The following is a 22680-nucleotide window of genomic DNA, read 5'->3' on the forward strand; positions in this document are numbered from 1 at the left end:
GTTTGCCGAGGTCGGGACCGCCGGAAGCTAGGCGAGGGGCACGGCGTGCTCCGCGTGGTGGGCCGGGTAGGCGTGCACCACCGCAGACCGGAGTTTCTGGGTCGTCCGCACGAGCTCCGCTTCGGCGCGATGAGCCACGGCGTGGGCCTCAAGGAGGCTCGTGCTGGCCTCGACATCGAGCTCGGCCTCGGCGCGGATCTCGTGGCCGATCCACCGCATCCGCACGCTGCGCACGCCCGTGACGCCCGGGACATCCGCGAGCGTCGTCTCGGCGGCTTCGACGAGCTCGGGCTCGATACCGTCCATGAGGCGCCGGAACACGTCACGGGCCGCGGTGCGCAGCACCATCACGATCGCGACGGTGATGACGAGGCCGACGACGGGGTCGACCCAGGTCCACCCGACCGCCACGCCGGCGGCGCCCACGAGCACCGCGAGGGACGTCAGCCCGTCAGTGCGCGCGTGGTGGCCGTCGGCGACGAGGGCGGCCGAGCCGATGGCCCGTCCCTCACGGATCCGGAAGAGAGCCACCGCCTCGTTGCCGAGGAAGCCGACGAAGCCAGCGATGGCGACCCAGCCGAGGTTGTCCACCGGGGCGGGGTGCAGCAGCCGGCTGACGGCCTCCCAGCCGGCGATCACGGCTGACAGCGCGATCATGGCGATGACGAACAGGCCGGCGAGGTCCTCGGCGCGGCCGTAACCGTAGGTGTAGCGCCGGGTCGCCGCACGTCGTCCCAGGGCGAAAGCGATCCAGAGCGGCACGGCGGTCAACGCGTCCGAGAAGTTGTGGATGGTGTCGGCCAGCAGCGCCACCGACCCCGAGACGTACACGACGGCGAGCTGGGCGAGGGCGGTGACCCCGAGCACGACGAGGCTGATCTCGACGGCCCGGATCCCGCGCCCGCTCGACTCGAGCGCCGAGTCGATCGAGTCCGCAGCGTCGTGCGAGTGCGGCCGTACCGCGTGGCGGAGCCGGGCCCACACGCCGCTCCCGTGGACGTGTCCGTCAGAGTCATGGCTTCCGCTGTTGCGCTCATGAGCGTGGTCGCGCGCGTGATTCAGCCCGGGACTGCGGTAGTGGCGCTCGTGGTCATCTGGGCCGTCATGGGCCCGTGCCTGGTGGTGGTGCTCAGAGGCGCTCATCGACGCTGCCCACTTCCGGTGATCGCGGTGATGGTCGAGCCGGTGGACTGGTGGTGCGCTGGGATGCCGTCGGATGCGTGCTCGGCGTTGTGGATCGCATCGCGCACCAGGCTCGCCACATGGTCGTTCTCGACCCGGTAGAACACCTGGTTGCCCTCGCGCCGGGTTCGAACCATGCGTGCCATCCGCAGCTTGGCCAAGTGCTGAGATACCGCCGGCGCCGGCTTGCCCACGGCCTCGGCGAGCTGGTTCACCGAACACTCGGACTCCCGCAGCTCCCACAGGAGCCGGATGCGGGTGCCGTCCGCGAGCATCCGGAAGATCTCGACCGCCAGCTCGACCTGCTCATCCGGCAGGCCGGCATCTTGCATATCTGCATCCATGCGCAGATTCTAGCGCTCGCGCGGCCAGCCCTCGACGACGCTTGGGCTACGGACTGACGCCAGCACGCGGTCGATGACCCAGGCGTCAGCTCTTCGGCACGAGGGCGCACGGTCAGCGGCAGTTGAGGACGTGGTGCCGTACTTGCGACTCCCAGGTCATGTAGACAAGACCTCATGTCCTCGGAAGATCCCGGGCCCCGCGATCCGAGACTGGATCCCTACCGTGACGCCGTTTGGGAACTCAGAAGAAACGGCAAAGTGGAAGCCCACCTCGTCACTCAAGTGGAGCACTTCCGCTACTGGCCGTTCGGCCGCGAACGCCACGAACGGCTGTTCTGCAGGGTCTGCTGGCCGGACGGGCGCTCCTCTCCACCCGAGGAGGACCTCGGGCCCGAGTGGTACACCGTCGAGGAGCTAGAGCAAGGCAAGTTTGAGAGTGGATACGACAGCGGCGGCGTGTTTGACGCGAAGCCCCTCAAAGGCAGAGCTCGTGACGAACTTTGGGAGCGGTACGGCCCACCGTGACAGCTGTCGAGGCGGGATTAGGGGCGATCGACCGAGATCATGGCTTCGCGCTCGGCGGCATGAGCGTGCTGTGCTCGCCCGACTCAACGTTGCGCAGGGTGCGACGGCCGCCAGAGCTCCAAAGGCCTGGGGCGTCTCAGAACCAGCCAGATCAAGAGTAGAACCACGTCCGCCAAAACGAAGATGGCTACACCGAGCCACGAGTCCTGGGGCGTCGCGCAGCGGTCGACGACATAGTCGTCATCATCCTTCGGAACGACGCAGGATATTTCTACCGGCGACACGCGCGTGTAGGACTCAAGCCGAACGGAGCGATCGTGCCTATCGACCGCGACCCGCACCGACTGCCCGCTCCGGAGGGCCGACACCTGCTCATCCGTGAAGGTGACGGTGTGGTTGAGGGTGGACACGGACTCATGGGGTGTGACTGCTTTGGCAAGCAAGCCGACGAGCGCGAGGTTGGCGAGCACGAGCGCGCCGAATAACGACAGGACCTTCTGCCGCCGAACGTTCATCCTGAACCCCTACTCGTCCCTGCCCACATGGCAGTCGCCAAGACGATGGTGTCACGGCCGGAGAGGACAGAGTCTCAATGGGCACCTCATGCGGCGCACGACCTGCGGCAGTTGCGGACGTTCGTCGGCCGGTGTCCGTCACGGCGCGAGTACCGGGCCGCCGCCTGTGTCGTCGCACTGATCGGCCGCCGGTTGACCTGCCGTCGGCTGGGCGCAGGCGTCCTGAGACGCGCTCCCTGCCGGACACCCGCCGAGGACAAGGGCTGCAGCAATGACCCAGCCCGCAAGCCGGAGCTGTCGTGTCCTCGACCTCATGCCCAGACCCTAGGGCCAGTGGGACCGGATCTGGGGTGATGAGCTACCTGCGGCATGGTCGGACGTGGGTGGTGAGCGCGGGAAGACAGCGCTTTCTCTAGTTGTTCGCGGTGGAGCGTTCGGCGCGCTTGCGGCGCAGGTGCCACACCGCGAGGGCGACGATGACGATGGCGAGGACGATGAGGGCGGAGTCCTTGCCGATGGCCTGCTCGACGCGGGTGTAGGAAGCGCCTGCGAGGTAGCCGGCTGTGACTACGGCGCTGCCCCAGAGGACGCCGCCGGCGAGGTTGAAGGTCAGGAAGGTGCGGTACTTCATGCCGGAGGTGCCCGCCAGGGCCGGCATGACGGCGCGGAAGAAGGCGACCCAGCGCCCGAGGAGGACGGCCCATCCGCCGCGGCGGGAGAGGAAGTTGCGGGCGTCGTCGAGGCGGCCGGCGTGGCGTTGCAGGACCCGCATGCTCAGGATGCGCGGGCCGAGGGTGCGGCCGACCTCGAAGCCGACGGAGTCGCCGATGACGGCGGCGGCGATGACGACGGCCAGGACGAGCCAGAAGGAGACGTGACCGCGGTTGGCGGCGACGCCGCCGAGGATGGCGACGGTCTCACCGGGCAGGATGAACCCGACGAAGAGCGCGTCCTCGGCGAAGACGATGGCACCGACGACGACCAGCACCCACAACGCGGGTGCATTGAGGAGCTGGTCGACGCGATTGCTGAGCATGCGGGTCAGATACCCGGCCGGGGCTCGCACCATGCCCGGACCGGCGAGAGCTGTCGCAGCCGGGAGACGCCGAGCACGAGCGGCCTGCGCAGGACCAGCCAGCCAGCGCCGGCGACGACCGCGCCCAGGATGAGGCCGGCGAGGACGTCGAGGGGGTAGTGCGCGCCGACGTAGACACGTGCGCCGGCCATGAGCAGGGCCGCGACCGAGGCGATAGCGCCGAGGCGTCGTGAGGCGATGAGCAGCCCGACGGCGCAGGCGCCGGCCATGACGGAGTGGTCGGAGGGGAAGGACCAGTCGGTGCTGCGGGAGACAAGCACGAGCATGCCCGGGTGGGTCTGGTACGGGCGCGGCTCGGCCACCAGGGAGACGAAGGGCTGGTTGACCCCGACGGCCAGGACGGTCGCGATGCCGGCCCAGAGGGCGGCGGCAAGCTTCGCGTGCGAGGCGTGCCGGGCCTGCCAGACGGCGAGCAGGATCAGGGCGCCGAAGAGGACGACGCCGTAGGTGGCGTAGCCGGCGCCGAGGCCGTGTAGCCACGGGGTGTGGCGGGCCAGGTCGTTGACGTCGCTGAAGAGCGTCTGGTTCGCGTCTGTGGGTGCGGTCACTGGGGTGCTCCGGTCTGGTCGGGCTGGCCGGCGTAGTCGGCGTGCCTCGCGAGCCGGGTCCCGGCGTCGCTTTGGGCTGCGGTTGGGTTGGTGTTGGCCTGAGGTGGGTCGCTTTGGGGGTTGCGGTCTCGGCGGTGCCGGAGCCACTCGATCGCCACGGGGACGAGGGAGAGGACGACGAGGCCGACGACGAGCAGGTCGATGCGGTTCTGGAGGCCGGGGAAGGCGCGTCCGATGTAGTAGCCCAGCAGGGTGAGGGCGGTGACCCAGATCGCGGCGCCGACGGCGGACCAGGTCAGGAAGTGGCGCCGGCTCATGCGGCTGGCACCAGCTGCGACGGTGATGAAGGTCCGGACGATGGGCACGAACCGGCCTAGGACGAGGGCCTTGCTGCCGTGTCGTTCGAAGAAGGCGTGGGAGCGGTCCAGGTGCTCGCGTTTCAGGAATCGGTGGTCGCGCCGGTACACGGCCGGCCCTGCCGCACGGCCGATCTCGTAGCCGGCGGCGTTGCCGGCGATGGCCGCCAGGAACAGGGCGGGCAGTACGACGGCGAGCGGCAGGTGCAGGTGGCCGTTGGCGATGAACAGGCCGGTCGCGAACAGCAGGGAGTCGCCGGGCAGGAACGGGAAGAGCAGTCCGCACTCGATGAAGACGAAGGCGATGCTGATCCACAGGAAGGCGCCGCCGAACTGGGTCAGAAGCGTGGTGGGGTCGAGCCAGCCGATGGCAGCGGGATGCACGTGCAGTCTCCTCGAAGGTCAAGAACCAGCGAACGCGGAGCGACGCGGGCGAGCTGGACCGGCCCATGCAGGCTGGCCGGCGGTGTATGACGATTCGGCGAGACCGTCAGCGCGGGGGCATCATGGTGGTGGACCACGATCATCTACTATCTTCTTTGTAGTAGTAACGATGACGAAAGGCAAGTCCATGACGTCCGGTGAGCGTGGCGCCCGCGCCCGGGGCGGTCTCGAGCGGGAGGTCCTCGCGACCGTGGCTGCGGCCACCGCCCCGGTGTCGACGGCCGAGGTGCACGCCCAGCTCGGCCCGAACCTGGCCTACACGACCGTGATGACCACCCTGGCTCGGCTGCACGACAAGGGTGTGTTGCGGCGCGAGAAGCGCGGCCGCGCTTTCGCATACGAGCTGGCGACCCGGGTCGAGGATGTCGAGGCGTCGCTGACGGCGCATCGGATGCACCGGCTCCTCGAGGCCGAGGCAGACCGCGCCGGGGTCCTGGCCCGGTTCGTGGCTGACCTGTCCAGCGAGGACGAGGCGCTGCTGACCGGCCTGCTATCCGGATCACCTACGGCCCCTGACATCCGGCCCGACGCCGTCGGCCAGTCCGCGGGAGACTGAGGCGAACCCGGAGGTGACCATCTTGCTCTGGCTCATGCCCCTTGTCTTCGGGACGCTCCTCGTACGCCGCGCCCGGCACATCGCGTCTCTGCTGCCGCCGGCGGCCACCGTCGTCATCGTCACCACCGCGAGCTTCCTCACCGCCGCGGCCACCGGGTTCGTGCTTGCCGTGGCCGCTTTCGCCGCCGCAGCAGCGATCCCCGCCGTGGCTCGCGCCGCCCTGTGGTCGCCCGACGTCGCGGTCGGCACGCCCCCACTGTGGCTGGGTGCCGGCGCGGGTGTCGTCGTGGCCTGGCTCGCGGGCGCCGCGGTGCGGCGGTTCATCGTCGCCGGACGATCCATGACCGACGCCAGCCTGGCCTCCCGCCGGCTCCCCGCTGCCGACCGCCTTGTCGTCGTCGACGACGACCGGCCCGACGCGTACGCCGTCCAGGGCCTGCCCGGGCTCCCCGGCCGTGCCGTCGTGTCGACCGGGATGCTGCGCGCATTGACGCCGAGCCAGCGACGCGTCCTGCTCGCGCACGAGGACGCCCACCTGGCCGGCCACCACCAGCTCTACATCCAAGCCGTGGAACTGTCTGCAGCCGCGAATCCGCTGTTGCGCCCTGCTGTCGATGTTGTGCGAGAGGCCGTTGAGCGGTGGGCCGACGAGACTGCGGCCACGCACGTCGGAGATCGCCGCGCTGTGGCTCAGGCCCTGGCGCAGGCGGCACTAGCCCGCACCACCAGCCAGCAGCGCGACAATGCTGCGGCCGGTGCGGTACTCCAGCTCGACGGATCTCCCATCGCGGCCAGGGCGCGCGCCATGCTGCTTCCAGCGCCCCGACCGCGACGGCTGCTCGCGGCGGCTCTCGCTGTGCTGGCGTTGTCACCGGCCCTGAGTGCGCTGGGCATCGGGTTGGCGGCGGAGTCACACTTCGAGCGCGCACATGCCCGGTGTGCGCCTGCCTCGGCGACCTCGTGCCTCTAGCGACGCCATCGGCAACGCGCGCTCATCGGCAGATCCGGTAGATCACGAACGTCTGAGGTAGGCGCGCGCGGGACTCATCTAGTCGACCTCGAGAGCTCCATGCGCGAGTTGGTGTCGAACAGCTTTAGCTCGTCGTCCGTCGCCATGTGCCGTACTACGAATGCCCTCTGGCCAACACGCCAGAGCCCTTCGCCGCGTTGGAGATCCGGGAGTTGGGCGCGCTCCGCCGATGACAGCCCGAGCTCGAGTGCCGTTTGGGGTGCTTCGCTGACCTCCTGCTGGTAGACGATCTTCGTTGAGCAGTCGCCGAGCAGACCTCGAGCGAGCGCACGTGACTCCGAGCCAGCGTTGCCCACGGCATCAAGGTCCGACAGCCGGTGCACGATGAGAAGGTTCGCGATGCCCAGGCCGCGCGACAGCTTCCATTGGGACTGCATGCGGGCAAGCAGGGCGGGCTGGCGCATGAGGCGCCACGCCTCGTCGTAGATAACCCATCGCTGCCCTCCGTCGGGTGTGGACAGCGCCGACTCCATCCATGCCGAGGCGCACGTCATCACCATCGCGATGAGCTGATCGGAGCCCTGAATCTGCGAAAGGTCCAGCGAGACCATCGGCAGAGCGGGGTCGAAGGTGAGGGTTGACGGCCCGTCGAACAGGCCGCTGAGGTCACCCGCGACCAAACGACGCATGGCATGGGCCAGGTCGCGCCCGTCGCGTGCGAGCTCAGCGGCGGTTGAGCCGGGAAGTGCAGACTGTGGCTCCAAGAGCAGATCGACGACCATCGGCAACGTCGGTTCGACCGCCCCCGCGGCAGCACCGGCCAGCGAAACGTCCAGAGCGGTGTGCTCAACAGACACCAGAGGCCGCCCGAGCGCCGACTGAGCCAACGAACCGACAAGCGCGCGTCGCCGGTTGGCGACCAGTAGCTGCCACTGGGAGTCGGGGAGTGCCGGGTCGCGCGGCCCGGGGTCCAGCGGGTTCAGACGGTTGCGTGAGCCGCCGCCGAGCTGGATGGCAGCCCCACCGACAGCCTTAGCGACGACGGACCATTCACCCTTCGGGTCGCCGGGCACGTAGACCCGCCGCCCGAAGGCGATCGACCGAGTCGCCAACGACTTGGCGAGGCAGGACTTCCCCTTCCCGACGACCCCGGCGAGCAAGCAGTTCGGATTCGTGATGATGCCCTGGCGATAGAGCACCCAGGGGTCGAAGCAGAAGCCACCTCCTGACCAGGCGTCCTGCCCGACGTAGACGCCTTCGCTCCCAAGACCACCCTCCGCAAGGAAGGGGTACGCGCCGGCGACCACCTCGGAGGTGGCGCGGTGTCCCGGCAGCCGAAGCCGGCGATAGGACCGCCCAGCCTCAGGACCGCTCTCTCCCTCGACAGGAAGGAACTGCGGCGAGTCATCGTCACCATTGCGTCTGCCCCGTGCCCCTTCACCCGAGCGAGCAGCCGGTGGCTTCTCATGCCGACCACGTCGACGCTTGGTGCCCTGCGGCGCGTAGAAGGTCCCTGTCACCCCAGCGGTCGGCATCAGCTCACCTTCCGTGCGAGCGGAAGCGAGGCCGACACAAATGCTCGCGCCTGCTGCCCGTAGAGCCGTCGCGTCTCGCATCCGCACTGGATGGCGGCGCGCGAAATCTCCGCGACCGATGCTTCGAGCTCATCCCGTGAGGGCGCGGTGACGGAGATGAGGCCGGTGAACTTTACGTCTGCGTGGCCGCTGATGAGGGCGCGTTCGCGCTCGAGGACGTCGTCGCGCTCGGCGCTGTCCGAGAGGTCGGCAATGGCGCCGATCTTGGCCTTCTGCGCCGCCTCGGTGGCGTACTCCACCTTGGCCTTCCGGATGTCGCGCATCGCGGCGTCCGCGGGGATCGGCTGGATCGTCACCGAGAGGGTCTTGCGGATCCCCGGCTGGAAGACCAGTGAATGGAGGAAGTACGGCGGCGCGCCGACGCGCGGCCACTCGCTGATCCAGAGCACGGCGGAATATGCCGTGTCGTGGCGGACGTGGTCCCACTCCTCGTCCATGGCCACCGGGCCAGCACTCGCTAGCTTCTGAGTCCCGGCCTCACCCGTGTCGTGCCCGGGCTCGAACGCTTCCCGCAGCGTCGCCGCGAGCTCGCTCTCGTTGAGCCACGTGGCAAGCGACAGGTCGGCCGCGCGGAGCCCCGCCTCAAGGGACGTCATCTCCTGACGCAGGAACGCGGCGGCCCCGCGGAGTCCTCGCCCGGCCTGCTTGATGTGGGCCCGCGCGCTGCGGAGGTCGAGCGAGAGCGCGAGAACCGTGCGGTGGGTCGATGCTGCGGGCGCCGCTGTCTTCATGAGGGACTCGTACTGCTGCACGGCCCACTGGCCCGGCTTCTTGACACCGTTGACCTCCCACCAGCCGGTGATGCCGCGACCGGCGTCGGGTAGCGATACCTCGAGCACCTGTAGCCGGCAGCCGGTCCCGGACGCGGCCAGGCTGGCCAGCGCTCGACCCCATCCGTGTACGCGTCTCGCCTGCTCGTCGCTGGACAGGAGCACGTATGCCGGGTGGCGTACCAGAGCGACCGCGGTGAGCGTGTGAGCGTGTGGGTCGTGCAGCATCGCGGCCCCGGACTCCTCGTCGATGAGGAAGCGAAGCGCGGCTGCGTCGCCGGGGAGGGCGAGCGTGCCGCCTGGTCGCGGCGCTGATGGGCGCGCTCGGAACTTGGTCTGACCGTTCAGCTTCCGCACCGCGTAATGCCCTGCCGTGGGGAGCGACTCGACGGCGGGGCGCCCATGCCAGCGCACAAAGGCGAGCGCGATGAGTCCACCCCAGAGGGGTGCCGTCAGCCCCGCGCCGGTCGAGCTGCCGAGGAAGATCGCGGGCACGAAGACGAGCGCGGCGACGCAGAGGCAGAGGATGCGGGATGACGAGAGCCCGAGGAGCAGGCCGCGCCGGGGGAGGCGTCCGAATCGGACGGTCATCGGGGTGGTCGTGGCGTCGGTCATGGTCAGCTCCTAGAGCCGTGGGTGAGTGGCTGCTTCATGGGCGTTTCCTGGACAGCGGCGCCAGGGCCGCCGCCGCCGGGCGAGGAGACCCCAGGCGGGTTGGTCGCGACGTCGCCGGCCTTCATGGCGACGGCCTTTGCGCCGAGGGCGACCCCGGCGACTGCGGCAGCCGGAGCAGCCAGCGAGGCGGCGGCTGCGGCGCCCCCTCCGCTGGCTGCTCCAGCCGGTCCTGTGGCACCACCGGCAAGGCCGGATCCCACGCCGGGCGACGGTGGGCCCACCGGCCCAGATCCCGGGCGCGGGGGAGGCGGCGGCGGACCGCCGCTGCCCTTGGTGCCACGGCTGTGGCCAGACGACCCGACGGAGGCGAGCGCCCGTCCCTGGGCCTGGATCGCGCTGACCTTCTGGGGTGCGCTGACCAGAGTCTGCGCGCCGACCGAGGCCTGCCGGGCCGTGGCATGTGCCGAGTGAAGGGTGTCGCCGGCGAAGTGGAACATGCGGATCGCCACCCAGGGAGCCAGCCCACCCAGCAACAGGATCAAGGACCCGCCGGCGAGCTGCGTGACGGTCTGACCCACGCCGGAGCCTGACTGTCCGGCGCCGTTGAGGACGGCGACGCCGATGCTCAGGATGATCACGAGGAGCAGCTTCGAGACGATCATGGCTGCGACGAACTCGATCCACCGGCGGACCCACGCGCGGGTGAAGTCGGCCGTCGCGCCGGCAAAGGCCAATGGGGCGAGCACCGCTGCCACGATGAGCATCAGCTTGCGGATCATCATGGCTGCCCACACGACGACCGCCGCGACGATGATGACGACCGCCAGGAGGATCATGACGGCAGGGTTCTGCATCTGCGCCAGACCGACGAAGGAGAGCTTGCCGCCGAGGGCGCCCATCTGTGTGCCCATCGTGTACCGGACGACTCCGTCGCTGAGGGCGTCGACCGCTCCGAGCAGGACGCGCGTCGTTGCCAGGGCGAGCGCGGACCCGACGAAACTGATGAGGAGCCCGCTGAAGGCGCGGCCCAAAGCCACGGGATGCCCGCGGAGAGCGGCTGAGGTCACCTGAATGATGAAGAGTCCCAGACAGAGGGTGGCCGCAATTGCGCCGGTGATCGTCATCTCCCGCGCCAGAGCCGGCGATGCCAGGTCCAGCGTGGTCGCCTCGCCGATCTGCTGCCACAGCCAGGTGGTGGCGTTCTGGGCTGCGAGCCCGAAGTAGCCGGCGATGCTGCTGAAGGCGCCATCGACGACGTTGGACGCAGCCCCGGCGGTGCCCGCTGCGGCTTGGCCGAGGAGACACATCGGGTTGGCGGCCATGATGCCGTCGCAGCTCATGATGCGCTCACCGCCAGGGACGAGTAGGTGACCGCGGTGACGAAGCCCCACGAGCCTCGCGTGGGAGGTCCCTCGACGTTGAGCGTCAGGGCTACGGACGACGTCGAGGTCACGGCCTTCCCCTGCTTCCGGTAGTGGAGGGTGACAGATGCGGCGACCTCACGCCCGGTGACGCCCGGGTCGCTGATCCTCCCGCTCGAGACGGCGGTGCTCCACGCCAGCGGTTCAGTCACTCGTTCGATGCGGACGGTGGTGTACGCGTCCTGCAGGCCAAGGGCGGTCCACGCGTTCCGCACCGGGACAGCCGGGGTCTGGCCCGTAGCGTCCGTCACGGAGTAGACGGCAAGGTGGTCGCGTAGCTCCCTGGGCACCAGACCCACGACGAGGGGCTCGGAGGTCTGAGCGGCCTCAGACTGCACCCAGGCGAGATGCTCGGCTCTCGACGTCCGGTAGTCCTGCGTCAGGAGCCGGCGGACGAACTCCGCGGCATACAGGTCAGGCTGTTGGGAGAAGTCGCCGGTGATGCGTCGCCCCGGCGGCCCTGGTGCGACTCGTGCCGCCGCGCGGAGGCGGTCGATCTCGGTCGCCACCGGGTCCTTGGTCGGCGCTGGCGACTGAGCGGTCGACGACTCCGGCGTCGGTGCGGCATCTAGCGTCGGCGAGCCCGAGACCTGAGGCGAGCCACCGACGGGCGCCTCTGAGTGTGACAGCGCGACGACTCCAGCCACGAAGAGCAGGACGACGACGCTCGCAGCAGCCAGGTACGGGCGGAGAGCTCTCCAGTCCATGTCACTGGACCGCAGAGCCCGCAGCGCTGAAGAAGGTCACGAGTGTGTTCGCCGCGCCGATGAGCATCGCCGCCCCCGCGGAGACGAGGACGCCGGTCTTGCCGCGGCCGGCCACGTGCGGGTTTGACGAGTGCGAACCGATGGCCCAGGCGATCGCCGAGATGGCGATACCTGCCACGGACGCGATGAGACCGAAGGTGAGCAGCGCGCCGACGATCTTCTCGATGGCGGCGATGCCGGGGAGGCCGTTCTGGTTGGGTGGGACGTCGACGGAGGGGATCATCCAAGTCTTCATGGTGGTGCCTTTCGCAGCTCGTGCGGACCGGTTCCGCACATGGCAGCGATAGAGGACCGGTCGGGGCACTATTGGTCGAAGCACCGCAGATGAGGCCCAGGTTGCGACGTCAGGAGATGTGCCGAAGACCTGAAACGCCCTGCGAGACAAAGGACTTGTAGGAGACAACGCGCACGACGTCGCCAGTTCGAGGAGCATTCACTACGAGTCCACGCCCGATGTACATGCCGACGTGGCCGGGGGAAGCGAGCGTCCCGGATGACCCCGGGATCATCACGAGGTCGCCCGGGGCCAGAGCGCCCGAGGTCGTGGCCGTGCCGTCGCGCAACTGCTGGCTGACGACGCGTCCGATGGAGATCCCGGCGCGGCGCCACGCCTGTTGCGTGAGCCCAGAACAGTCGAAGGCCCCAGGTCCGTTGCCACCCCATAGGTATGGCTTCCCGAGCTGGGCGAGCGCAAAGGCCACTGCCGCACGCGCCCCTGGAGATTTGTTGGGCGGCAGCCCGAACCCTGCTGGGAGCCCGTGCGTGCCGGATCCGCCCGGCGCGAGGGCGTCAGGCGGCGCACCTCCGCAGTCGAGGTTCGCAGCATCACGTTCGATGAAGGCGAGGACCGCTGATGAGCGTGCGGTCTGCCGCTGGTAGTTGCCTCCGACGACGCTCGAGCCACCGTTCGCACTGCTGGGGCGCCCGGTGAAGGCTGACCGCTGGACCATCTGGGCGGCATACCAAGGCGTCATGGACTGCCAGTCCTCAAGGCGGAGGAGCGCGTCGACGAAGAGGTGAGTCGACTCGGCCGCGTCCATGCGTTTGGCCGCGCTGCCCCACCCCGGACGCTGCTGGAAGAGGCCCAAGGAGTCGTGGTCGAAGCCCACGCCCTGGCTCGGGAACGCTGAGCCCGTCGGGTCATTCGGGTTGGCGAGGACACGCAAGTCCGACTCGGCCAGAGCAGCCGTGAGAGCGATGAGGGCACCGGCCCTGCCAGCCCGCTGTTCGGCAGCCGCGACGATCGTGCGGGCGTTCTGCGCCTGGGTCGGCGAGAGTCCTGGCACCGGGCCGCTCGACACGCAGGCGGGAGGGCGGGACGGGAGCGCACCGCTCTGCGTGGCGGCGATCGTCACGACGCCCAGGCCACCGAGCACTGCGACTCCGCCCGCGGCAACGACGGTGGCTGCAAGAGTGAGCGACATGCTGCGCGAACCGCGGGATCGGGGCACTACCGGCACGCCGTGCGCCGATGGTGCCCCTCGGCGGCAAGTTGTCCTCGTCGAGGAGGTATGCCGTATGAACCGACTGAGATCACGGCCACGTCGCGTTCACGTGATGTCGGACGAGTGGGCGGACGCTCGACAACTTGCGCTCGAGCTGGCTGGGCTGGCGCCGCCGCTGAATGTCGATGTCATGTCGGTGGGCCTCGTCCTGGAGCCCGGCGAACGCGCGCTGCGCCAGGTTCCGGTCGAGGTTCGTCACGCTGACCGGGCCCGCTGGACGGGGGAATCGCGAGGGGTGGGTCTGCTGACCGACCGCCGCGTTCTGCTCAATCTCGATACAGGACAGTCGGTTTCGTTCTGGTGGGGATCCCTGGTCGGGTTCCGGCCGTGCGTCGAAGACGGCTATGCGGTATTCGACTACGGCGACGGAGTCGCTCGGCTCATGTCGAGTCGTGCCATGGCATCGATCGCCGTGGCCGGCATCGCTGCGCTCTACGGCACCGCCGGACTCGTCGAGCACCCGGCGTTGGCCAAGCTGCGAGACGCGACGTGACTGCGCAGCGTCTGCACCTGACGGCGCGCGTACTGGCGCTGCCCACACGTGAGGTCTTGCGACAGGGCATACAGCCGGAGCAGTCCGGGCCACCCCGAAGGGGAGCCGGCGAGGAGCCGGTGGACGGCGCGCCGCTGAGCGGCGGTGAAGCCGAGCTGCTCGAGCATCCGCTTGGTGCATGCGCGCGAGTTTCCGCCGGCGCGCTTGGTCGTGATCGTGGTCAGTGGGTCTGCTGCGCCACGTCGTCTGGCTTCCTCGATCCTGGAGATGAAGAGGTCGAAGACGGGGGTCAGGTTGATGTCGGCGAGCTCCTCCGCCGTGAGGTGGAGCTGAGCCGCCGTCCAGTCGTTGAAGGGGGTCTGCATGCTGGTCACGCCACTTCCGACATCTCGAGGTCGGCGAACACGACCGGTTCACCCGGGCTCACGTGGGTCATCCCGTGAAGCGCGTCGGCCTGCGCTGCGCGTGCCGAACCGAGCGCGCCGCGGGTGGCGACGCCGCGGAGCATGATGAAGAGCTCTCGAGGCGCCATCGCTCTCGCGTGAGCCTCGTGGGCAACGAGCCACTCCATGGCCGCAAGGAGCTCGTCGGTGGAGTGCTCCGGCGTCACCGACACGGGGGAGGTGGACCCCATCGGCACGATGTGACACGTGCTGCGGGTGCAGACCACGTCTTGAACCGTGAGCCACAGCTCATCTCTTCCATCAGACTCCCGGGCCAATGGCCCGCACTGGCGCAGGCTCTCAGCGAGCTGCTCGGCCTTGACATCGCGAGTGGTCATGCCCTGCTCCTTCGTGAGATCAGCGGGGCCCCTGCAGCAGCCCGCTCCTTACCATTTGTCCCGCTTGTCGCCACCCGGCGCTGGCCCGGTCTCACCCAGTTGTGGACAAGTCTCAGAAGGCGACACGTTGTCCACATGGGTGACGCGGACGAGTTGCGGTCCGTCGAGATCGGCGCACAATGCGCCCGCCGGGAGACGCGGATCGCCTTGACGTCGGCCGTGTTTGGGCCCGCTTGCGGTGATGTCCTCATGCGATCCAGTCAGCCAGCGCGGGAGGCGTCGCCCCATGACCCGCGGATGCACTCGCGATGCACTCAGGTGAACAGCCGAGTCCCGCGACGCTCGGGTGGTAGCTCATGACGTCTGTCGTGGTGCCGACCTGGCAGCCTGCCGACGCGGTCTGTCTCCAGCAGGCCCTGAGGCTGACGAACGAGTCCTTTGCCGAGACCCTGGGCTCAGCCGCTCGCACGGTCGCGAAGTGGCACGCGAACCCAGCCATGAAGCTCACGACGGAGATGCAGGCCGCGCTGGACACGCTCCTCAGCCGAGCCACCGAGGATGCACGCCAACGCTTCGCTGAGCTTCGTTCTGCCGGCGCCGGGGATTCGTCCCAGGTGGCTGAATCCGTGGTTGCGCTGTACGGCGCGACGCACCTTCACTCCGCTCTGGAGTTCCTCGACGAACTGCGTGGGTCCGCTCCTGGTATATCGCTTGCGGCAGTTGCCAATCGCTCGGCCGCGTTGAATGGCCACGAGCCGACGGGTCATGTCGACAGAGGGGCGGTCGCTGATCGGCTGTTGGACTTCTACAGCACCGAGAGTGGCCTCGAGGGAGCGGTGCGTATTCGGTCCACCGAGGGCGACATGATGACGAGTCTGGTCACCCCGAAGGGGGGCCTCGCCCATCCGAAGACCGGAGTGCCGTCCTTCCGGTTCGCTCGTCGTACCGCGGCTCCGCGGACGCTGGGTTCACCAGACCTGCTCGCGGTCGCCGAAACACGTCTGGCGCACTGCCTGTTGGGCGGCACGCGCTTTTCCGATCAACCGACCTATCGGCTCGTGGACATTGAGGCCGAGCGGGACGGCATACGAGCGCAGTTCGCCTTGACCACGTTCGCGCGCTACGCGCTCACGTGGGACCTGCTCGAGACTGAGGTCCTCACGGCCCTCGCTGCCGGTACCTCTGTGCTTCCACTCCGAGAGCAGCTGTTGCCCACCGCACGAGCGGTGCTCGAACCCAGCGCCAGGGAGTGTGTCGGGGGAGCGCTCGCTCTGTCGGCTTTTGCTCGTCCGGCCTCGGGCAACCGGCCGGCCGACTATGTCCTACTCGTCCAGCAGCGAAGCAGCAGAGTGCTCAACGGGGCTGGACGTATTGCCGTGATCCCTAAGTGCTTCCATCAGCCGACCAACGAGGCAGCCGCTGAAGTAGACGTCCGACTCACTCTCCTGCGGGAGATGGAGGAGGAACTGTTTGGGCGGGTGGAGACGGACAACAGCCTCGGGCCGTCATCGGTCGCCGACCTCCTGCACCCGAGCCGCATGACGCCGGCCATGCGTTGGCTGACGGAGTCCTCGGCTCTCGACGTGCACCTCAACGGCTTCGCGTACAACCTCGTGGCTGGGAGCTTCGAGTTCCCCGCCCTTCTCGCCGTGCACGACGAGACCTTCTGGCAGCGCTTTGGGGGCGACATCGAGGCGAACTGGGAGGCCTCCGGGCTGCTGCGCTACTCGAGCGCCGACGCTGACGGACTCGCTGCGCTGCTGCACGACCCGCAATGGACGGATGAGGGGCTTGTCGCATGTGCCTTAGGTTTGAAGCGGCTAGCCCAGCTCAATCCGGAGCGAGTCAGACTGCCGGCCTTTCAGATTGGAGTCTCGTGAGCATCGCTACTGGCAACGCGTTCGATGACGGCCCCGCGCACCGTGGGTGGCTCGTCGGGAACTTCATCGCGCCTCCTGACAGCGTGGCAAACACGAGTGACGTGGAGATCAAGTGGGGCACGCATGCTGCGGGGGAGGAGCGCCCCGACTGGACCACGGGCGAGACCCGCACCTCGATGATGCTGCTGATCTCCGGACGTTTCCTCCAGCGTTTGCCTGACCGTGAGGTCGAGCTGAGCCGCCAAGGCGACTACGTGATGTGGGGCCCTGGCGTCGTGCACGCCTGGCGCGCCATCGAGGACTCGGTGATGTTGACCGTGCGGTGGCCGTCGGTCTGAGCGGCTCGCCTGTCAGGCGGTAGTCGGCGTGTCCGAGGTGTCGACCTGATCGGCACGTCGAAGGTCGCGCCGTAGGGTCGCCTCGTCAGTGCCGAGCAGCAGTGCGGCGCGAGTGACGCCGGACGTATGCACGAGGCTGCGCTGCGCCTCGAGCAACTTGGCATCCGCCGCCGCAAGGCGGTCTCGGGCCCGAGCACAGCCCTTGCCAGCCGTCTCGACCTTCCGCAGCGCCTCGGTCTCTGCGCGCTGAGCCTCAAGGAGGCGTTGGCGTGCTCCCGCGTCCACTGGGTGTCGCATGGGCGATCCTTCCGTTCGCTTCGATGTACGTGCATGACGGAGCGATTGGGTCACCGTCGGTGCGACACGGTCGGGGTCAGCAGTTTCGCCGGCAGCCACTGCTGCACGACTGCGGCGTCGGCCTCGATGACATAGGTGACGAACGCCCACCACCCGTCGTCGCGACGGGACCACTCGACGATCAGCCCTGGATGGGGTCCGCGCGACGCCTCGGGACCGGTGACCCAGCAGTGGCGGCGGGCCGGCGGCGGCAGCGGGATGGGGTGGTCATGCCCTCGTCCCGAACCACCAGCCATCTGCCCATTATCCCGCACTGTCGAACGTCTGTTCGATCACTCCGCCCGACTTCAGGTGGTGACGCAGATGGAGAAGCCACGCCCGCACAGGGGAGCGAGCGCCGGCTCCACGAGCATAGGGTCCGTGGCGCCGGCGACTACAAACCGTGCGCAGGCGCCCTTCCGGTCTGCGATCGCCAACCAGGCACGCTGATGTCGCACGTTGTCGCCACCATCGGCGCGCCTCCCCGCCCTTGATCGGCCCCTAGCTCCGCCTCGACCACTCGACTCCCGATGTCGCCTGACGCCGCCGAAGCCCTATTCGCACCCCGGCTCGACTGCGCCCCTTTCCGCTCCACACGTCTGGCACCAAGGTGGCCGCGGCCCCGCGGGTGCCCCGTTGGCCGGGTTCGCAGCGGGTGACGATGTCGATTCGCAGGATGACGCTGGGCTCAGGGTATCGCTACCTCATGGCCTCCGTCGCCCGAGGCGATGCCGCGCGCTCGACGTCGTCGCCGCTGGCGGCGTACTACAGCGAGCCGGGCACCCCACCGGGGCGCTTTGTGGGCTCCGGTCTCGCCGGCCTCGACGACGGACGGGGCATCGCTGAGGGGTCGACGGTCAGCCAGGAGCACCTGTGGCGGATGCTCGGGATGCTGCAGGACCCGGTCACCGGGCGCCCGCTGGGCCGGGTCCCGGGAGCCGAGCGGACGGCATACGTCGACGCGCTGAAGCGAGTGCGGAAGGCGCCGAAGACGGTGGCGGGGTTCGACCTGACGTTCAGTGCGCCGAAGTCGGTGTCGGTGGCCTGGGGTCTGGCCGATGAGGAAACTCGGCGGCGCATCTATGCCGCGCACGTCGCGGCGACGGAGTTCGTCATCGACTACGCGGAACGGACCGTCTTCGCCACCCGGACGGGCCGTGGCGGCGTGGTGTCGGAGGACGTCCGTGGCGTCGTCGCAGCTGCTTTCGACCACTGGGACTCGCGGGCTGGTGACCCGCAGCTGCACACCCATGTCGTGGTCCTCAACCGGGTGCAGGCGGTGTCGGATGGGCGGTGGCGGACCCTGGATAGCAAGGCGCTCTTCCGGGCGTCGGTGGGTCTGTCGGAGCTGTACAACGGGGTCCTCGCGGACCTCGTGACCCACGATCTGGGGTACGGCTGGGAGCCCGGACGGCGCCGCCACTCTCCGGTGGAGAAGTGGGAGGTCGCCGGCGTGGGAGAGGCGTTGCGGGCGGAGTTCTCGCAGCGCACGACGGAGATCGACGCCGCGAAGGACGTGCTGGTCGCGGACTTCGCCGCCGCCCACGGGAGGCAGCCGACGCCGCGGGAGGTCCTGCAGATGCGTCAGCGCGCCACGCTGGAGACCCGTCCGCCGAAGGAGCTGAAGGCCCTCGGCGAGCTGGCTGCAAGCTGGCGGGCGAGGGCCCAGCCGTTCGTCGGGGACGACGCGCAGGCGTGGGTCGCGACCCTGGCCGGCCGGAACGACCTGCCGTTGCTGCGCGCCGGGGACCTTGCCGAGGCGATGCTGGAGGAGGCCGCTCGGGTGTCCCTCGACGTTGTGTCGGGCAAGCGCTCGACGTTCACCCGGGCCAACGTCTTCGCGGAGGCGCTGCGTCAGATCCAAGGCGTCCGGTTCGCGTCGCCAGACGAGCGGACCATAATGGCGGAGCGGATCGCGGCCCTCGGGATCGGCCATGCGGTCGTGCTGACACCGCCGGATATGGGTTACGTCCCGGACGAGCTGCGTCGCTCGGACGGGTCGTCGCGGTTCCGTCCTCGCGACTCGGAGCCCTTCACGACCCAGCCGTTGCTCGATGCGGAGGAGCGGCTCCTCGCGGCCGGCCGTGCGGTCGATGGGCCGGCCGTGGGCGAGGCTGAGGCTGCGGCCGTGTGCGCGGTGGACCTGCCGGGTCGGGACCATCCGCTGTCGGGTGAACAGGCCTCTGCCGTATGCCGTGTGGTTGCGTCCGGGCGTGCGCTCGATGTGCTCGTCGGACCGGCAGGGGCAGGCAAATCGACCGCGATGGCGGGTGTCCGAGCCGTGTGGGAGTCGCAGTACGGGCCGGAGTCGGTGGTGGGGCTGGCGCCCTCGGCGGCGGCCGCGGAGGTGCTGTCCGAGGCGGTCGGGGTGCCGACGGAGAACACAGCGAAGTGGCTCGCGGAGGCGGCCCGTCAGCCGTCTCGTCTAGCCGAGCTGGACGGGCTGCGCGTTGCGTTGGATCGCGCGAGTCCGTCGCTGCGGACGCGCGCGTTGATGAGCCGAGCGCGCCAACTCTCCGCCGACATCGACCGGTGGCGGCTGCGCCCGGGACAGCTCGTGATCGTCGACGAGGCGTCCATGTCCGGCACGTTCGAGCTCGACTCGCTGACGGCATACGCCCGCACGGCCGGCGCGAAGGTGCTCCTCGTCGGGGACTGGGCGCAGCTGTCCCCGGTCGCGGCCGGCGGCGCGTTCAAGCTGGTTGCGACCGACCGCGACGACGCTCCCGAGCTGCATGATGTGCGCCGGTTCCGGCACGAGTGGGAGCGCGCGGCCTCGCTCAAGCTGCGGGTCGGGGCCAAGGGTGTCGCGGGAGAGTACGCCCGGCAGGGGAGGGTCCGAGGTGGCGACCGCGAGTCGATGCTCGACGAGCTCTTTGCCGACTGGACCGACGACGTCTCGGCTGGCCGGCGCTCGCTGATGGTCGCCGCCGATACGACGACCGTTGCCGACCTGAACCGCCGGGCCCGTGCCCACGCGGTTTCTCAAGGACGGGTTGCGGAGGGAGGGGTCACGGTCGCGAACGGCTCAGTGATCGGCGTGGGGGACGTGGTCGTGACGCGCCAGAACCAGCGTGACCTGGGCTCGGCGGGCTGGGTCAAGAACGGCGACCAGTGGGTCGTCACCGGGGTTGGACGTGATGGATCGATGTGCCTGCGGCGCGAGGCCGGTCGGGGAGTGGCGCACCTGCCGGTCGAGTACGTCTCTGCCCACGTCGAACTTGGGTACGCCACGACAGCGCACCGTGCTCAAGGACGAACGGTGGACACCGCGCATGCGTTCGTCACGTCGACGACGATGCGCGAGCCGTTGTATGTGATGGCCACGCGTGGCCGGGAGAGCAACATGCTCTATGTCGACACGGCATATGACCCCGATGAATCCACCGGGCATGAGAAAGCCACACGAGTGGACCCAGCTGCGGTGCTCGAACAGGTGCTGGGGCAGTCGGGCGTCGACCTGAGTGCAACTGAGACTCGCGCTCGAGAACGGAACATCGGCACGAATCCTGCACGGATCGAGGCGGAGGGCGCCGCGCTCGTGGCATTCGGGAGGGCTCGACGTGGCGCAGAGAGACGCACGACCACCGCCCCTCTGCCACGGTTGTGAGGCGGGCCTGCTTCAGTGTCGGACCCAGGGTCATGCCGTGCATGACACTCGGCCGCGCGGCTTCAGTGCGTGACAACCAGCTACGTGACGAGGCACTCGTCGCCCTTGCGCACCGCGCTGAAGGCTCCGTGGTGATGTCCGAGCTGGGTGGGCCCCCTGACCGGTGAGAGGCTCGCGGTCCATCAGCGCGCAGCGCGGTAGGCATCCTGAATCGACTGGCTCACTCGACCCTTGTCACTGACGGTGTGCCCGTTCGCGCGTGCCCACTCACGCATCGCTCGGAGCTCGGCGGCCTTGTCACTGTTGGTCGAAGTGGGCCGGTCGGAACGGCTGCGTCGCTGACCGGAGACCTTGCGCCCATTCCTCATGAATGGCTCCATGGCGTCTCTCAGTTGCGCCACGTTCTGCTTCGAGAGGTCGATCTCGTACTCGTCGCCTCGGAAGCTGAACCTGACGGTCTCGTCGGCTGGGCCGCCGTCGATGTCATCTTCGAGAATGATCTGGGTCCGTTGGGCCATTGCTGCTCCTGTGTCTGAGGCGGTCTCGTCGCCGACCGCGCTGATGGCGGTTCGCCGGATTGGTGATGGTTTGGCAGGTGGGAGGCCCATCCTAGGACTGACTTCGGGACCGAGGTCGGCCCAGAGTCGACCGCCGGCTGCTGGCCCATCATTCACGTAGAGCGCGAGCGAGTTCTGCATCGTGGGTGGCCGCCAAGTGGTCCAGGAATGTTGGTGGAATCAATTCCCACTCGACCTTGGCGCCCGGCGCAAACGTCAAGCGCATCTCATGGCCTTCGCGTGACGCCTCGAAGGAGCGCGACACTACCGCCAGCGTCAGGCAGTCGTTCCAAAGGAGAGCCTGAGAGATGCGGAGCGCTCGGGCACTATCGCCAGCCAGAACCTCTGCAGCGAGTTCCCGCTGAAGGGACTCCCGATAACGGCTGGCGACATCCCGGAGTCCGAGATCAGTTGTCACGAGGTCTCGGGTGCTGTGTCCGGGAGCTGCCAGATGCGGATCTACAAGACCATCAGCCGTCCAGTCCATCAGACCGTTTGAATGGTCCGTTCCTCTCAGCTCGGTAGGCAATCCCCCGTATCGACTCCCGAAGCCGGCGAGCAGTTGTGCAAGGCGCTGCACCTCCGGCTCCACGTTGAGGCCCTCGTCCGACCATCTGGTGACGGCCTTGGGATCCGGACGCAGCAGGTAGAGCAGTAGCGCCTTGGGAGTCAGAAGACCCCCGCGTCTATGGAAGGGGCGGAGTTCGTCCTCACCGTGCAGCAGTTGCAGCATGCGCACGAAGTAGGGAGCCAACGCCTCCTGCCCTGCGGATTCGGCCTTCTGCGCGAGCTGGTCAACAAGTTGCGATGCCACCAGGTCGCCGGCCTCGGTCTGATCGAAGATGCACTCGAGAGAGGCACTCAGAAGGGCCCGGTCGTCGCCCCCCTCTACAAGGCCGAACGACAGTGCCGTGTCCACAAGCAGGGCAAGCTCATCGACTTCGGCGCTCTCGCCCTGGACTCCGAGAAACCGATCGATGAGCTCTGCGGAAGCAGCAGAGACCAGCGCGCCCGAAATGGCCTCACGCAGCCGCAGCCTCCGCCCGTCAGGAAGTGGGGTGACGGTTGGTGGTGGTTCCACCACCGAGCGCGCCTCGAAGAGGTCGGGACTCACGTGTGCCTTGAGCTCGGTCCACGCGAAACCCCGATACGCCCGCGCCAGAAGCTCCTCCAGATCCGCGGCCGAGGGCACGTGGATCCGGAGGATCCGGGTGGCGGGAATGGCGCCTCGAAACCAGAGGACGGACGGCGTCGTTTCCAATTCGTCCAGTTGTCTCGCAACGCCGGCGTCCACTTCCACGGCCAGTGGAAAACGCGCGCTTGAGGCAAGCACTCCCACAGCCTCCTCGGAGGCGAGCGGAAGGAGGTCGGGGGCCGACTCGAGGACATCGTGCCGATACTTCGGCATCACCGAACTCGGCGTGATGAGGCCACGGCTCAGCCACGCGACGGCATTGCGGCGGTCCACCGGGAGGA

The 22680-nt window shown here is 68.8% G+C and carries 24 protein-coding genes; 7 read left to right on the plus strand and 17 right to left on the minus strand.

Annotation, left to right across the window (positions count from 1 at the left end):
• Positions 1-27: 27 nt before the first annotated feature.
• Complete coding sequence (locus tag H283_RS0123045) at positions 28-984, minus strand: cation diffusion facilitator family transporter (RefSeq protein ID WP_020145894.1); 957 nt, start codon at positions 982-984, stop codon at positions 28-30.
• 155 nt (positions 985-1139) lie between these two features.
• Positions 1140-1526 (minus strand): metalloregulator ArsR/SmtB family transcription factor, encoded by a 387-nt coding sequence (locus H283_RS0123050; RefSeq protein WP_028785863.1) that lies wholly within the window; start codon positions 1524-1526, stop codon positions 1140-1142.
• Between the two features lie 174 nt (positions 1527-1700).
• Here H283_RS0123050 and H283_RS0123055 point away from each other — a divergent pair, with 174 nt between their 5' ends.
• Positions 1701-2051, plus strand: coding sequence for a hypothetical protein (locus H283_RS0123055; protein WP_156023414.1), 351 nt, complete (start codon positions 1701-1703; stop codon positions 2049-2051).
• An 83-nt stretch (positions 2052-2134) separates the two neighbouring features.
• Here the strand turns inward: H283_RS0123055 and H283_RS0123060 are convergent, their stop codons facing one another.
• From H283_RS0123060 to H283_RS0123075, 4 genes are all read right to left on the minus strand, one after another.
• Positions 2135-2566, minus strand: a complete 432-nt coding sequence (locus H283_RS0123060; protein WP_020145897.1) for a hypothetical protein — start codon at positions 2564-2566, stop codon at positions 2135-2137.
• 412 nt (positions 2567-2978) lie between these two features.
• Positions 2979-3602, minus strand: coding sequence for a DedA family protein (locus H283_RS0123065; protein WP_043650655.1), 624 nt, complete (start codon positions 3600-3602; stop codon positions 2979-2981).
• A 5-nt stretch (positions 3603-3607) separates the two neighbouring features.
• On the minus strand, positions 3608-4210 hold the full coding sequence (locus H283_RS0123070) for a phosphatase PAP2 family protein (RefSeq protein WP_020145899.1): 603 nt from the start codon (positions 4208-4210) through the stop codon (positions 3608-3610).
• Positions 4207-4950, minus strand: coding sequence for a DedA family protein (locus tag H283_RS0123075; RefSeq protein ID WP_020145900.1), 744 nt, complete (start codon positions 4948-4950; stop codon positions 4207-4209). The genes H283_RS0123070 and H283_RS0123075 overlap by 4 nt, the downstream gene beginning before the upstream one ends.
• Before the next feature lie 169 nt (positions 4951-5119).
• Between H283_RS0123075 and H283_RS26260 the strand changes: the two genes are divergently transcribed.
• On the plus strand, positions 5120-5566 hold the full coding sequence (locus H283_RS26260) for a BlaI/MecI/CopY family transcriptional regulator (protein WP_231372356.1): 447 nt from the start codon (positions 5120-5122) through the stop codon (positions 5564-5566).
• Positions 5567-5579: 13 nt separating this feature from the next.
• On the plus strand, positions 5580-6536 hold the full coding sequence (locus H283_RS26265) for a M56 family metallopeptidase (protein ID WP_020145902.1): 957 nt from the start codon (positions 5580-5582) through the stop codon (positions 6534-6536).
• Between the two features lie 74 nt (positions 6537-6610).
• On the opposite strand, the gene H283_RS26270 is transcribed toward H283_RS26265, so the two are convergent.
• The 6 genes from H283_RS26270 to H283_RS0123115 form a co-directional block, all read right to left on the minus strand.
• Positions 6611-8071, minus strand: a complete 1461-nt coding sequence (locus tag H283_RS26270) for an ATP-binding protein (RefSeq protein ID WP_081634007.1) — start codon at positions 8069-8071, stop codon at positions 6611-6613.
• Positions 8071-9516, minus strand: a complete 1446-nt coding sequence (locus tag H283_RS0123095) for an SCO6880 family protein (protein WP_020145904.1) — start codon at positions 9514-9516, stop codon at positions 8071-8073. Before H283_RS0123095 ends, H283_RS26270 begins: the two co-directional genes overlap by 1 nt.
• 2 nt (positions 9517-9518) lie before the next feature.
• Positions 9519-10856 carry a type IV secretion system protein gene (locus H283_RS0123100; RefSeq protein ID WP_020145905.1) on the minus strand — a complete coding sequence of 446 codons (1338 nt, stop codon included), beginning with the start codon at positions 10854-10856 and terminating at the stop codon, positions 9519-9521.
• Positions 10853-11644 (minus strand): hypothetical protein, encoded by a 792-nt coding sequence (locus H283_RS26275; RefSeq protein WP_043650642.1) that lies wholly within the window; start codon positions 11642-11644, stop codon positions 10853-10855. The genes H283_RS0123100 and H283_RS26275 overlap by 4 nt, the downstream gene beginning before the upstream one ends.
• Position 11645: 1 nt before the next feature.
• Positions 11646-11939 (minus strand): DUF6112 family protein, encoded by a 294-nt coding sequence (locus H283_RS0123110; protein WP_231372357.1) that lies wholly within the window; start codon positions 11937-11939, stop codon positions 11646-11648.
• Between the two features lie 109 nt (positions 11940-12048).
• Positions 12049-13059: a C40 family peptidase gene (locus tag H283_RS0123115; protein ID WP_196806061.1), complete on the minus strand. Its 1011-nt coding sequence runs from the start codon at positions 13057-13059 to the stop codon at positions 12049-12051.
• A gap of 202 nt (positions 13060-13261) precedes the next feature.
• On the opposite strand from H283_RS0123115, the gene H283_RS0123120 reads away from it, so the two are divergent.
• Positions 13262-13702: a hypothetical protein gene (locus H283_RS0123120; protein ID WP_156023416.1), complete on the plus strand. Its 441-nt coding sequence runs from the start codon at positions 13262-13264 to the stop codon at positions 13700-13702.
• Here H283_RS0123120 and H283_RS0123125 read toward each other — a convergent pair.
• Together H283_RS0123125 and H283_RS0123130 are read right to left on the minus strand one after the other, a co-directional pair.
• Positions 13642-14067: a hypothetical protein gene (locus H283_RS0123125; RefSeq protein WP_369791906.1), complete on the minus strand. Its 426-nt coding sequence runs from the start codon at positions 14065-14067 to the stop codon at positions 13642-13644. The genes H283_RS0123120 and H283_RS0123125 overlap by 61 nt on opposite strands.
• Before the next feature lie 5 nt (positions 14068-14072).
• A complete protein-coding gene (locus H283_RS0123130; protein WP_020145911.1) occupies positions 14073-14483 on the minus strand; it encodes a hypothetical protein in 411 nt (136 codons plus the stop codon).
• A 356-nt stretch (positions 14484-14839) separates the two neighbouring features.
• Here H283_RS0123130 and H283_RS0123135 point away from each other — a divergent pair, with 356 nt between their 5' ends.
• Together H283_RS0123135 and H283_RS0123140 are read left to right on the plus strand one after the other, a co-directional pair.
• Positions 14840-16363, plus strand: coding sequence for a hypothetical protein (locus H283_RS0123135; protein ID WP_051103726.1), 1524 nt, complete (start codon positions 14840-14842; stop codon positions 16361-16363).
• 83 nt (positions 16364-16446) lie between these two features.
• Positions 16447-16701 carry a signal peptidase I gene (locus tag H283_RS0123140; RefSeq protein ID WP_196806062.1) on the plus strand — a complete coding sequence of 85 codons (255 nt, stop codon included), beginning with the start codon at positions 16447-16449 and terminating at the stop codon, positions 16699-16701.
• A 347-nt stretch (positions 16702-17048) separates the two neighbouring features.
• Here H283_RS0123140 and H283_RS26280 read toward each other — a convergent pair whose 3' ends face one another.
• On the minus strand, positions 17049-17294 hold the full coding sequence (locus tag H283_RS26280) for a hypothetical protein (protein WP_020145915.1): 246 nt from the start codon (positions 17292-17294) through the stop codon (positions 17049-17051).
• A gap of 404 nt (positions 17295-17698) precedes the next feature.
• Here H283_RS26280 and mobF point away from each other — a divergent pair, with 404 nt between their 5' ends.
• Complete coding sequence (gene mobF, locus H283_RS0123155; RefSeq protein ID WP_156023417.1) at positions 17699-20647, plus strand: MobF family relaxase; 2949 nt, start codon at positions 17699-17701, stop codon at positions 20645-20647.
• A 182-nt stretch (positions 20648-20829) separates the two neighbouring features.
• Here mobF and H283_RS0123160 read toward each other — a convergent pair whose 3' ends face one another.
• Together H283_RS0123160 and H283_RS0123165 are read right to left on the minus strand one after the other, a co-directional pair.
• Positions 20830-21165: an Lsr2 family protein gene (locus H283_RS0123160; protein WP_020145917.1), complete on the minus strand. Its 336-nt coding sequence runs from the start codon at positions 21163-21165 to the stop codon at positions 20830-20832.
• 148 nt (positions 21166-21313) lie between these two features.
• Positions 21314-22672 carry a hypothetical protein gene (locus tag H283_RS0123165; protein ID WP_020145918.1) on the minus strand — a complete coding sequence of 453 codons (1359 nt, stop codon included), beginning with the start codon at positions 22670-22672 and terminating at the stop codon, positions 21314-21316.
• Between the last annotated feature and the right edge of the window lie 8 nt (positions 22673-22680).

Origin of the sequence: Terracoccus sp. 273MFTsu3.1, from assembly GCF_000383675.1 — a bacterium.
GTDB lineage: Bacteria > Actinomycetota > Actinomycetes > Actinomycetales > Dermatophilaceae > Terrabacter.

What these genes read in the sequence shown, in the direction of transcription:
- H283_RS0123050 (WP_028785863.1), bottom strand. Translation starts at nt 1,526, where the DNA reads ATGGATGCAGATATGCAAGATGCCGGCCTGCCGGATGAGCAGGTCGAG.
- H283_RS0123055 (WP_156023414.1), top strand. Translation starts at nt 1,701, where the DNA reads ATGTCCTCGGAAGATCCCGGGCCCCGCGATCCGAGACTGGATCCCTAC.
- H283_RS0123060 (WP_020145897.1), bottom strand. Translation starts at nt 2,566, where the DNA reads ATGAACGTTCGGCGGCAGAAGGTCCTGTCGTTATTCGGCGCGCTCGTG.
- H283_RS0123065 (WP_043650655.1), bottom strand. Translation starts at nt 3,602, where the DNA reads ATGCTCAGCAATCGCGTCGACCAGCTCCTCAATGCACCCGCGTTGTGG.
- H283_RS26260 (WP_231372356.1), top strand. Translation starts at nt 5,120, where the DNA reads ATGACGAAAGGCAAGTCCATGACGTCCGGTGAGCGTGGCGCCCGCGCC.
- H283_RS26270 (WP_081634007.1), bottom strand. Translation starts at nt 8,071, where the DNA reads ATGCCGACCGCTGGGGTGACAGGGACCTTCTACGCGCCGCAGGGCACC.
- H283_RS0123095 (WP_020145904.1), bottom strand. Translation starts at nt 9,516, where the DNA reads ATGACCGACGCCACGACCACCCCGATGACCGTCCGATTCGGACGCCTC.
- H283_RS0123100 (WP_020145905.1), bottom strand. Translation starts at nt 10,856, where the DNA reads ATGAGCTGCGACGGCATCATGGCCGCCAACCCGATGTGTCTCCTCGGC.
- H283_RS26275 (WP_043650642.1), bottom strand. Translation starts at nt 11,644, where the DNA reads ATGGACTGGAGAGCTCTCCGCCCGTACCTGGCTGCTGCGAGCGTCGTC.
- H283_RS0123110 (WP_231372357.1), bottom strand. Translation starts at nt 11,939, where the DNA reads ATGAAGACTTGGATGATCCCCTCCGTCGACGTCCCACCCAACCAGAAC.
- H283_RS0123120 (WP_156023416.1), top strand. Translation starts at nt 13,262, where the DNA reads ATGTCGGACGAGTGGGCGGACGCTCGACAACTTGCGCTCGAGCTGGCT.
- H283_RS0123125 (WP_369791906.1), bottom strand. Translation starts at nt 14,067, where the DNA reads ATGCAGACCCCCTTCAACGACTGGACGGCGGCTCAGCTCCACCTCACG.
- H283_RS0123130 (WP_020145911.1), bottom strand. Translation starts at nt 14,483, where the DNA reads ATGACCACTCGCGATGTCAAGGCCGAGCAGCTCGCTGAGAGCCTGCGC.
- H283_RS0123135 (WP_051103726.1), top strand. Translation starts at nt 14,840, where the DNA reads ATGACGTCTGTCGTGGTGCCGACCTGGCAGCCTGCCGACGCGGTCTGT.
- H283_RS26280 (WP_020145915.1), bottom strand. Translation starts at nt 17,294, where the DNA reads ATGGCTGGTGGTTCGGGACGAGGGCATGACCACCCCATCCCGCTGCCG.
- mobF (WP_156023417.1), top strand. Translation starts at nt 17,699, where the DNA reads ATGTCGATTCGCAGGATGACGCTGGGCTCAGGGTATCGCTACCTCATG.
- H283_RS0123160 (WP_020145917.1), bottom strand. Translation starts at nt 21,165, where the DNA reads ATGGCCCAACGGACCCAGATCATTCTCGAAGATGACATCGACGGCGGC.